This window comes from Streptomyces turgidiscabies Car8, assembly GCF_000331005.1.
Classification (GTDB): domain Bacteria; phylum Actinomycetota; class Actinomycetes; order Streptomycetales; family Streptomycetaceae; genus Streptomyces; species Streptomyces turgidiscabies.
On the sequence record NZ_AEJB01000312.1, the window covers coordinates 19,349 to 28,366 of the forward strand.

The window sequence follows — 9,018 nt, forward strand, 5'->3', positions numbered from 1 at the left end:
CCGGGGTGTGTACGGGTGCCAAGTGGACCTCCGGCGCGGGGCCGTAGCGAGCGGGGAGTCGTCGCCCACACTTCGCTCCTGCCAGGGCGAAGCGGCCTCCCGCGCCGGAGGCGATCAGTGCCCGGGCGGCCCGGGGTGCGTGCGCGCGGTCGGCGACCGACACGAACACCCTTTCCCCGCCCAGGAGTTGGAACTCTTCGCGCGTCGTGCCGCGCACGGTGTCGTGCTCCGCCCGCAGCACCGTACAGCCGCCGTAGCTCTCGGTCATCGCGCGCCTCACAGCAGTCCGACGGCGGTGTCCACGGCGGCGGACACATCGCTGTCCGCCGGGTACAGCAGCGAGCGGCCGACCACGAGGCCCTGGACAGTGGGGAGTTGGAGCGCGCCGCGCCACTTCTCGTACGCGCCGTCCTGGTCGTCGCCGACCTCGCCGCCGAGCAGTACGGCGGGCAGGGTCGAGGTCTGCATGACCTCGGCCATGTCGTCCGGGTTCTCGGTGACGGGGACCTTCAGCCAGGTGTACGCCGAACTGCCGCCCAGGCCCGACGCGATGGCGATGGACTTGGTGACGGCCTCGGCGGAGAGGTCGTTGCGGAGCTTGCCGTCGGCGCCGCGCTTGCTGATGAACGGCTCGACGAAGAGCGGGAGTTGACGCTCGGCCATCGCGTCGATCGCGTGGGCCGTGGACTCCAGCGTGTTGAGGGAGCCCGGGTCGTCGTAGTCGATGCGCACGAGCAGCTTGCCGGCGTCGAAGCCGAGGCGTGCCATGTCCTCGGGACGGTGGCCGGTGAAGCGGTCGTCGAGTTCGAAGCTGGCGCCGGAGAGGCCGCCACGGTTCATGGACCCCATGACGACCTTGCCGTCGAGGGCGCCGAGGAGGAGCAGGTCGTCCAGGATGTCGGCGGTCGCGAGGACACCGTCGACTCCGGGGCGGGAAAGGGCGAGGCACAGCCGTTCGAGCAGGTCGGCGCGGTTGGCCATGGCCAGCTTGCGGTTGCCGACCCCGAGGGCGCCGCGGGCCGGATGGTCGGCGGCGACGATCATCAGCCGGCCGGAGTCCCCGAGGAGGGGGCGGCGAGTCCGCCGGGCGGCGGCTTCGGCGACGGCTTCGGGGTGCCGGGCGCGGGTGGTGGCGAGGGCGGAGATGTCCACGGGGGCCAGGGGGGCCGCCGGGCTGGTGTCGTTGCCGGTCAGGGCGGTGGAGGTCATCGCACCGCTCCTGCCGCGAGTGCCGCCTCGACCTCGGCCGGGGTGGGCATCGCCGACGAGCACTCCAGGCGGGAGGCGACGATCGCGCCGGCCGCGTTGGCGTGCCGCATGATGCGCTCCAGGTCCCAGCCTTCGAGGAGGCCGTGGCAGAGGGAGCCGCCGAAGGCGTCACCGGCGCCGAGGCCGTTGAGGACGGTCACGGGGAGCGGGGGCACCTCGGCCGTCTCGCCCTTGCTGTTGACGGCGAGGACACCCTTCGGGCCCTGCTTGACGACCGCCAGTTCGACTCCGGCGTCCAGGAGGGCGCGGGCGGCGGCGTGCGGCTCGCGTACGCCGGTCGCCACCTCCACCTCGTCCAGGTTGCCGACGGCGACGGTGGTGTGGCGCAGGGCCTCGGTGTAGAAGGGGCGCGCCGACTCCGGGTCGGACCAGAACATGGGGCGCCAGTCGAGGTCGAAGACCGTCGTACCGGCCTTGGCGCGGTGGGCGAGGGCGGCCAGGGTCGCCGTGCGGCTGGGCTCCTCGCTCAGGCCGGTGCCGGTGATCCAGAAGATGCCCGCCTCGCGGACGGCGTCCAGGTCCAGCTCGTGGGCGTCGATCTCAAGATCCGGCGCCTTGGGCCGGCGGTAGAAGTACAGCGGGAAGTCGTCCGGCGGGAACACCTCGCAGAAGGTGACCGGGGTGTTGAGGCCGGGGACCGACGTGACCCAGCGGTCGTCGACGCCGAAGTCGCGCAGGGCGTCGTGCAGATAGCGCCCGAAGGCGTCGTCGCCGGTCCGCGTGATCACCGCGGTGCTGTGTCCGAGGCGGGACGCGGCGACCGCGACGTTCGTCGCCGAGCCGCCGAGGAACTTTCCGAAGGACGTCACCTGGGCGAGCGGCACACCGGTCTGCAGTGGATAGAGGTCCACTCCGATCCGCCCCATGGTGATCAGGTCGTACGCCATCGAGTTCCCTTCGCTTTTCTTCGGCTCACACGGCTCGCCCGGCAACTCGCACAGCGGCTCGCCCTCAGGTCTAGCCCGCCTCACGGAGCCCTGTCAATAGTTTGTCCGGACATTCGGACCAGACCTTGACACGCGTCCCGGCGTGAGCTGAAGCTGACGCCCATGACTACGTCGTCCCCTTCCTCCGCTTCATCCCCGTCGGGCCTCCCGCTGTCACGCATCCGAGTCGGGTCGGCGCCCGACTCCTGGGGTGTGTGGTTTCCGGACGACCCCAAGCAGGTTCCGTGGCAGCGCTTCCTCGACGAGGTCTCACAGTCCGGCTACGAGTGGATCGAGCTGGGCCCGTACGGGTACCTGCCGACCGACCCGGCCGTCCTCACCGAGGAGACCACCAAGCGCGGCCTGAAGGTGTCGGCCGGCACCGTCTTCACCGGGCTTCACCACGGCGAATCCGTCTGGGAGAAGACCTGGGCGCACGTCGCGGACAACGCGGTGCTGGCCCAGGCCATGGGCGCGTCCCACCTGGTGGTCATCCCGTCCTTCTGGCGGGACGACAAGACCGGTGAGGTACTGGAGTCCGACACCCTCACGCCCGAGCAGTGGCGCAACCTGACGACACTGACCGAGCGGCTCGGCCACGAGGTGCGGGAGCGGTACGGCCTTCAGATCGTCGTCCACCCGCACGCCGACACGCACATCGACAGCGAGACGAACGTCACACGCTTCCTCGACGGCACCGACTCCTCGCTCGTCTCGCTGTGCCTCGACACGGGCCACTACGCCTACTGCGGCGGCGACAGCGTCAAGCTGATCGAGACCTACGGCGAGCGGATCGGCTACCTGCACCTCAAGCAGGTCGACCCCGAGATCCTCGCGGACGTACGTGCGAACGAGGTTCCGTTCGGTCCGGCGGTCGCCCGCGGCGTCATGTGCGAACCCCCGGCCGGCGTACCGGAGTTGGGCCCGGTGCTGGCCGCCGCCCAGAAGCTGGACGTGGATCTGTTCGCGATCGTCGAGCAGGACATGTACCCGTGCGAGCCGGACAAGCCGCTGCCGATCGCCCAGCGGACACGGGCGTTCCTCCGGTCCTGCGGGGCGTAACACCGCGAAACCGGCAGTTCTTTACGGGGCGTACGCCCGCAGGTCAACGTGCCACTCCGGTCTGCGGGCGTGCGCCTATGCGTCACTCCTGTCACAAAAACTCCCTTCGTGTCACACATGTCGCGCGTACGCGGGTTCTGCGTCACACCGCGTCAACAGACACTGACCCAGGGTCACCACAGGTCGTTCAACGGGCAATGGCTTTGTGATCGCCAAGCGCAGCGTCCGGCTCCCCCGACGGCCCACCCTGGCCGCCCCCGTGACGCACGCGCAGGGAGGTGCACCGATGACCGACCGACGGCTCTGGTCGTACAAAGAGATCGCCGCACACATCCGTGTCCAGCCGGACACCGTGCGGTCGTACCGCAAACACGGTCTGCTGCCCGCCCCCGACCACGTGGAGAGCGGCAAGCCCTACTGGTACGCCGACACCGTACGAGCGTGGGTCGCGGCCCGACCGGGCAACCGCGGCAGACGAGTCGATTGACGCCTGACGACGGCTGGCGAATATTCACCTGTGCCCCGCTCCCGGGTGGGGCACAGTCAGCGGCATGACCAACGTCGCCGACTTCTCCGTCAAGCCCGTCCTCACCGGCGAGAGGGCCGTGCTGCGGCCGTTCGCCGAGGACGACGTGCCCGTCATGGCCCGGATCCTGGTCGATCCCGAGGTGATCAGGCTCACCGGCAGTCCCACCGAGGCGTTCGACCCGGACCGGCTGCGCGCCTGGTACACCACCCGGAACGCCCAGACCGACCGGCTCGACCTGGGCATCGTGGACCGGGCGAGCGGGGAACTCGTCGGCGAAGTGGTCCTGAACGAGTGGGACGAGAGCAACCTGAACTGCAACTTCCGCATTCTGGTCGGGGCGGGCGGGCGCGACCGCGGTGTCGGCACCGAGGCCGTCCGCCTGATCGTCGGGCACGCCTTCGAGCAACTGGGCCTGCACCGCGTGTCGTTGCATGTCTTCGCCTTCAACCCCCGGGCGCGCCGCGCCTACGAGAAGGCCGGTTTCGTGGCCGAGGGCGTCGAGCGCCAGACCCTGCTGCACGCGGGCGAGTGGATCGACGCCGTACGCATGTCCGTCCTCGCCCACGAATGGGCCGCCCACCACGGGTATCCGGACCTCGCCGAGATCAGCGCCACGGCTCGATGACCGTCACCCCCGCCCCCGGTGCCGTCCCCATCGCGGCCAGGGCGGGCGGGGAGTCCGTCAGCGGGATGGTGGACGTGACCAGCAGGTCCGGGCGGAGGATGCCCGCCCGTACCAGTTCGAGCATCGGCGGGTAGGTGTGGGCGGCCATGCCGTGGCTGCCCAGGAGTTCGAGTTCCAGGGCGATCGCGCGGGCCATCGGAACGGGTGTCGAACCGGTGGACGACGGGAGCAGGCCGACCTGGACGTGCCGGCCTCGGCGGCGGAGGCCGTTGACCGAGGCCGCGCAGGTGACCGGTGAGCCGAGCGCGTCCAGCGACAACTGGGCGCCGCCGCCGGTCAGTTCACGTACGGCCGCTGCCGTGTCGTCGGTCGTGGCCGCGTTCACGCACTCCGCCGCGCCGAACTTCCGCGCCAGCTCCAGCGCCCCGGGGGACACGTCGACCGCGACGACCCGGGCGCCTGAGGCCGCCGCGATCATCACGGCGGAGAGGCCCACGCCCCCGCACCCGTGCACGGCGACCCACTCCCCCGCCGCCACCCGCCCCTGCTGGACCACCGCCCGGTAGGCCGTCGCGAACCGGCAGCCCAGCGAGGCCGCTGTCCCGTAGGACATCTCCTCGGGCATGGCGACGAGGTTCACGTCGGCGTGGTCCAGCGCCACGAACTCCGCGAACGAACCCCAGTGCGTGAACCCCGGCTGGGTCTGCCGCTCGCACACCTGCTGGTCCCCGGCCATGCAGGACGGGCAGCTACCGCAGGCGCAGACGAAGGGCACCGTGACCCGGTCCCCGGCCCGCCAGCCGGTCACCCCGGCGCCGACCGCCTCGACGACACCGGCGAGTTCATGGCCGGGCACGTGCGGCAGCGCGATGTCGGGGTCGTGGCCCATCCAGCCGTGCCAGTCGCTCCGGCACAGCCCGGTGGCCTCGACGCGCACCACGACCCCGTGCGGCGCGGGCACGGGGTCCGGCACCTCCCGCACCTCGGCCGGTTCCCCGTAACGCTCGAAGACCACCGCACGCATACGCCCTCGCCCTCACCGTCGTGGCCGTAACCACAGCCGCCAGTGCCGAAGATCTTGCCACGGCCATGAGCCGAGTACCCCCCAGGGGTATAGTAGTGTGAGACTCAGGGGGCTCGTCCGTCACGGCGACGCCCCACGACAGACACCTCGAAGAAGCGAAGAAGCGAAGAAGCGAAGAAGCGAAGAGGAGCACGACATGACCGCGCAGACCGACACCCCGGGTTCCGTCACCGCCGTCTACCAGGTGACCGGCATGAGCTGCGGGCACTGCGAGGGCTCGGTCTCGAGTGAGATCTCCGAGCTGGCCGGGGTCACCTCCGTCAAGGCCGTCGCCGCCACCGGCGAGGTCACCGTGGTCTCCGAAGCCCCGCTCGACGAGGCCGCCGTGCGCGCCGCGGTCGACGAAGCGGGCTTCGAACTGGCCGGCCGGGCCTGACCCCAGGGACGCGGCGACCATGACCAGCACCGGTACCAGTACCAGCACCGAGACCCCGACAGTCACGCCCCACGAGGTCGAGCTGACCATCGGCGGGATGACGTGTGCCAGCTGCGCGTCCCGCGTCGAGAAGAAGCTCAACCGGATGGACGGCGTCCTCGCCACGGTCAACTACGCGACGGAGAAGGCGAAGATCGCGTACGCCGACGGCGTGGGGGTCGATGACCTGATCGCCACCGTCGTGAAGACGGGGTACACGGCCGAGGAGCCGCCCCCGCCGGCCGTGACGGAGGCACCCGCGGCCGAGCGGGACGCCGACCCCGAACTGGCCGCTCTGCGGCAGCGGCTCGTCGTCTCCGTACTGCTGGCCGCGCCGGTCGCGCTGATGTCCATGGTTCCCGCGCTCCAGTTCGACAACTGGCGCTGGCTCGCGCTGACGCTCGCCTCCCCGGTCGTCGTCTGGGGCGGACTGCCGTTCCACCGGGCCGCGTTCACCAACGCCCGGCACGGCGCGGCCACCATGGACACCCTGGTGTCGGTCGGCACGCTCGCCGCGTACGGCTGGTCCCTGTGGGCCCTGTTCTGGGGCGACGCGGGCAAGCCCGTGATGCCGGGGATGGACGGGATGGCGGGAACGGGCGGGATGGGGATACGCGAGAGCTTCTCCTTCACCGCCTCCCGGACGGGCGGCACCTCCGAGATCTACCTCGAAGTCGCCGCCGGGGTCATCGCGTTCCTCCTCCTCGGGCGCTATCTGGAGGCCCGCGCCAAGCGCCACTCGGGCGCGGCCCTGCGGGCCCTCATGGAACTGGGCGCCAAGGACGTCTCCGTGCTGCGCGGAGGGCGTGAAGTGCGCGTTCCCGTCGGCGAGTTGGCGATCGGGGACCGGTTCGTCGTACGACCCGGGGAGAAGATCGCCACCGACGGCACCGTCGTCGAGGGCGCCTCGGCGGTCGACGCGTCGATGCTGACCGGCGAGTCCGTGCCGGTCGACGTGGGCGCCGGCGACACCGTCACGGGCGCGACGGTGAACGCGGGGGGCCGGCTGGTCGTCGAGGCCACCCGGGTCGGCGCGGACACCCAGCTCGCGCGGATGGCCCGGCTGGTGGAGGACGCGCAGAACGGCAAGGCCGAGGTGCAGCGGCTCGCCGACCGGATCTCCGGGATCTTCGTGCCGGTGGTGCTGCTGATCGCGCTCGGTACGTTCGGTGCCTGGCTCGGTGTCACGGGCGACACGGTCGCCGCCTTCACCGCCGCCGTCGCCGTCCTGATCATCGCCTGCCCCTGTGCGCTGGGCCTGGCCACGCCGACCGCGCTGATGGTCGGCACCGGGCGCGGGGCGCAGCTCGGCATCCTCATCAAGGGCCCCGAGGTCCTGGAGTCCACGCGCCGCGTCGACACGATCGTCCTGGACAAGACGGGCACGGTCACCACGGGCCGTATGACCCTCCAGGAGGTGTACGCCGCCGAGGGCGAGGACGAGAAGCAGGTGCTGCGACTCGCGGGCGCCCTCGAACACGCCTCCGAGCATCCGGTCGCTCGGGCGATCGCCGCCGGGGCGGTGGAGCGGGTCGGGACGCTGCCGGAGGCCGAGGCCTTCGAGAACGTGGCCGGGAGAGGCGTACGGGGGCGCGTGGACGGGCACGAGGCGGCCGTCGGACGGCTCACGGACGGGCTGTCGGGGCCGCTCCCACAGGAGTTGGCCCACGCGAAGGCCGAGGCCGAGAGCGGCGGACGTACGGCCGTCGTGGTCTCCTGGGGCGGGGTGGCACGCGGTGTCGTCACCGTCGCCGACGCGGTCAAGGAGACCAGCGCCGAGGCTGTGCGCGAGCTGCGGGCACTGGGGCTGACGCCGGTGCTGCTGACCGGGGACAACCGGGCGGTGGCGGACGCGGTGGCGGCGGCCGTCGGGATCGACCAGGTGATCGCGGACGTGCTGCCGGAGGAGAAGGTCGACGCCGTACGGCGGCTGCAGGGCGAGGGGCGGACCGTCGCGATGGTCGGCGACGGCGTGAACGACGCGGCGGCCCTGGCCACCGCCGATCTGGGCCTGGCGATGGGCACCGGCACGGACGCGGCGATCGAGGCGAGCGATCTGACGCTGGTGCGCGGGGACCTGCGCGTGGCCGCCGACGCCATCCGGCTGTCCCGGAAGACGCTCTCGACCATCAAGGGCAACCTGGTGTGGGCCTTCGGCTACAACGTGGCGGCGCTGCCGTTGGCCGCGGCCGGTCTGCTCAATCCGATGATCGCGGGGGCCGCGATGGCCTTCTCCTCCGTGTTCGTCGTCACCAACAGCCTCCGACTGCGCACTTTCCGCTGAGATCGGCCCCTGACCGGCCGAAGTTACCGCCAGTACGCTTAAGTAGGTGTCCTAGTCCCTATGGAGTCCGACGCGAGCCTCACATAAGCTCTTCACAAGGCTCCCGCATCATCCTTACGCTGGGGTCCCGGTCGCGACAACCGGGATCTGGCGTACCTAAAGGACATATGCGAGAGACGCAGATCACAGTGCTGTGAACGTAACCATCGAAGGGCTTCAAAGGTCTAAGTTGGCGATGTCAGACCAGCGTCTTGGGGGGCGCCGGCTGACGTCTGAGGATGTCTTGGGGGACGTCCTCGGAGATGCGTTGCCGGGACACGTACACCGGGAAGCTTGAGCGGCCCACCCCAGCGTGCGCGTCCCGGCAGATCGCACACAGCAGGAGTACGACGAGTTTTGCTCGTTTTGCTCAAAGCCCGCTCCGGCGGGTAGGCACAACAACGGCAGCTTCGGCGGCCTGCACACCAGTTGATAGCGAATTCAGGCGCTGTCCTCCGAAACGCCCGGCCGGATCCCGTGGGGGGAATCCGCACCGGGACATGGGAAGCTCCGAGGGCCAGAACACCGACCCCTTCGAGGTGTTCATCGGCTCCCCGGCCCCCGACGACCTCGACGGCCTGCTCCAGCGCACGGTGGAGCGGGCCCGCGACATGCTCGATGCGGACTCCGCCTTCCTGCTCCTGGCCACGGACGACGAAACGGAGTTGGAGGTGAGGGCCTCGACGGGCCTCCCCTCCGCCCGCCAGCGCTTCGCCCGCGTCCCGGTCGAGGCGGGCCCCGGCCGCTACGGCTCGGCCCGTATGCCGGCCGTGCACGACGACCTC

The 9,018-nt window shown here is 70.9% G+C and carries 9 protein-coding genes and 1 pseudogene; 6 read left to right on the forward strand and 4 right to left on the reverse strand.

Annotation, left to right across the window (positions count from 1 at the left end):
• Positions 1-25: 25 nt before the first annotated feature.
• The 3 genes and pseudogenes from STRTUCAR8_RS20395 to iolC all read right to left on the reverse strand — a co-directional run.
• A pseudogene (locus STRTUCAR8_RS20395) lies at positions 26-253 on the reverse strand (5-deoxy-glucuronate isomerase); the annotation flags it as partial.
• Between the two features lie 23 nt (positions 254-276).
• Positions 277-1,209 carry a Cgl0159 family (beta/alpha)8-fold protein gene (locus tag STRTUCAR8_RS20400; RefSeq protein WP_006377760.1) on the reverse strand — a complete coding sequence of 311 codons (933 nt, stop codon included), beginning with the start codon at positions 1,207-1,209 and terminating at the stop codon, positions 277-279.
• On the reverse strand, positions 1,206-2,156 hold the full coding sequence (gene iolC, locus STRTUCAR8_RS20405) for a 5-dehydro-2-deoxygluconokinase (protein ID WP_006377766.1): 951 nt from the start codon (positions 2,154-2,156) through the stop codon (positions 1,206-1,208). Before iolC ends, STRTUCAR8_RS20400 begins: the two co-directional genes overlap by 4 nt.
• A 162-nt stretch (positions 2,157-2,318) precedes the next feature.
• On the opposite strand from iolC, the gene STRTUCAR8_RS20410 reads away from it, so the two are divergent.
• From STRTUCAR8_RS20410 to STRTUCAR8_RS20420, 3 genes are all read left to right on the forward strand, one after another.
• Complete coding sequence (locus STRTUCAR8_RS20410; RefSeq protein WP_006377754.1) at positions 2,319-3,257, forward strand: sugar phosphate isomerase/epimerase family protein; 939 nt, start codon at positions 2,319-2,321, stop codon at positions 3,255-3,257.
• A 286-nt stretch (positions 3,258-3,543) separates the two neighbouring features.
• Entirely contained in the window at positions 3,544-3,744 is a 201-nt protein-coding gene (locus tag STRTUCAR8_RS20415) for a helix-turn-helix transcriptional regulator (protein ID WP_006377748.1), read from the forward strand.
• Positions 3,745-3,808: 64 nt separating this feature from the next.
• Positions 3,809-4,411: a GNAT family N-acetyltransferase gene (locus tag STRTUCAR8_RS20420; RefSeq protein ID WP_006377750.1), complete on the forward strand. Its 603-nt coding sequence runs from the start codon at positions 3,809-3,811 to the stop codon at positions 4,409-4,411.
• Here STRTUCAR8_RS20420 and STRTUCAR8_RS20425 read toward each other — a convergent pair.
• Positions 4,392-5,435: a zinc-dependent alcohol dehydrogenase family protein gene (locus tag STRTUCAR8_RS20425; protein ID WP_006377768.1), complete on the reverse strand. Its 1,044-nt coding sequence runs from the start codon at positions 5,433-5,435 to the stop codon at positions 4,392-4,394. The two genes, STRTUCAR8_RS20420 and STRTUCAR8_RS20425, sit on opposite strands and share 20 nt — an antisense overlap.
• Before the next feature lie 196 nt (positions 5,436-5,631).
• Between STRTUCAR8_RS20425 and STRTUCAR8_RS20430 the strand changes: the two genes are divergently transcribed.
• The 3 genes from STRTUCAR8_RS20430 to STRTUCAR8_RS20440 form a co-directional block, all read left to right on the forward strand.
• Positions 5,632-5,871 (forward strand): heavy-metal-associated domain-containing protein, encoded by a 240-nt coding sequence (locus tag STRTUCAR8_RS20430; protein WP_006377759.1) that lies wholly within the window; start codon positions 5,632-5,634, stop codon positions 5,869-5,871.
• A 19-nt stretch (positions 5,872-5,890) separates the two neighbouring features.
• Entirely contained in the window at positions 5,891-8,194 is a 2,304-nt protein-coding gene (locus tag STRTUCAR8_RS20435) for a heavy metal translocating P-type ATPase (protein WP_006377769.1), read from the forward strand.
• 578 nt (positions 8,195-8,772) lie between these two features.
• A partial coding sequence (locus STRTUCAR8_RS20440; RefSeq protein ID WP_422125688.1) for a hypothetical protein occupies positions 8,773-9,018 on the forward strand: 246 nt, incomplete at its 3' end.

Coding starts and splice junctions, on each gene's coding strand:
- STRTUCAR8_RS20425 (WP_006377768.1), bottom strand. CDS start 5,435: ATGCGTGCGGTGGTCTTCGAGCGTTACGGGGAACCGGCCGAGGTGCGG.
- STRTUCAR8_RS20415 (WP_006377748.1), top strand. CDS start 3,544: ATGACCGACCGACGGCTCTGGTCGTACAAAGAGATCGCCGCACACATC.
- iolC (WP_006377766.1), bottom strand. CDS start 2,156: ATGGCGTACGACCTGATCACCATGGGGCGGATCGGAGTGGACCTCTAT.
- STRTUCAR8_RS20410 (WP_006377754.1), top strand. CDS start 2,319: ATGACTACGTCGTCCCCTTCCTCCGCTTCATCCCCGTCGGGCCTCCCG.
- STRTUCAR8_RS20435 (WP_006377769.1), top strand. CDS start 5,891: ATGACCAGCACCGGTACCAGTACCAGCACCGAGACCCCGACAGTCACG.
- STRTUCAR8_RS20400 (WP_006377760.1), bottom strand. CDS start 1,209: ATGACCTCCACCGCCCTGACCGGCAACGACACCAGCCCGGCGGCCCCC.
- STRTUCAR8_RS20420 (WP_006377750.1), top strand. CDS start 3,809: ATGACCAACGTCGCCGACTTCTCCGTCAAGCCCGTCCTCACCGGCGAG.
- STRTUCAR8_RS20430 (WP_006377759.1), top strand. CDS start 5,632: ATGACCGCGCAGACCGACACCCCGGGTTCCGTCACCGCCGTCTACCAG.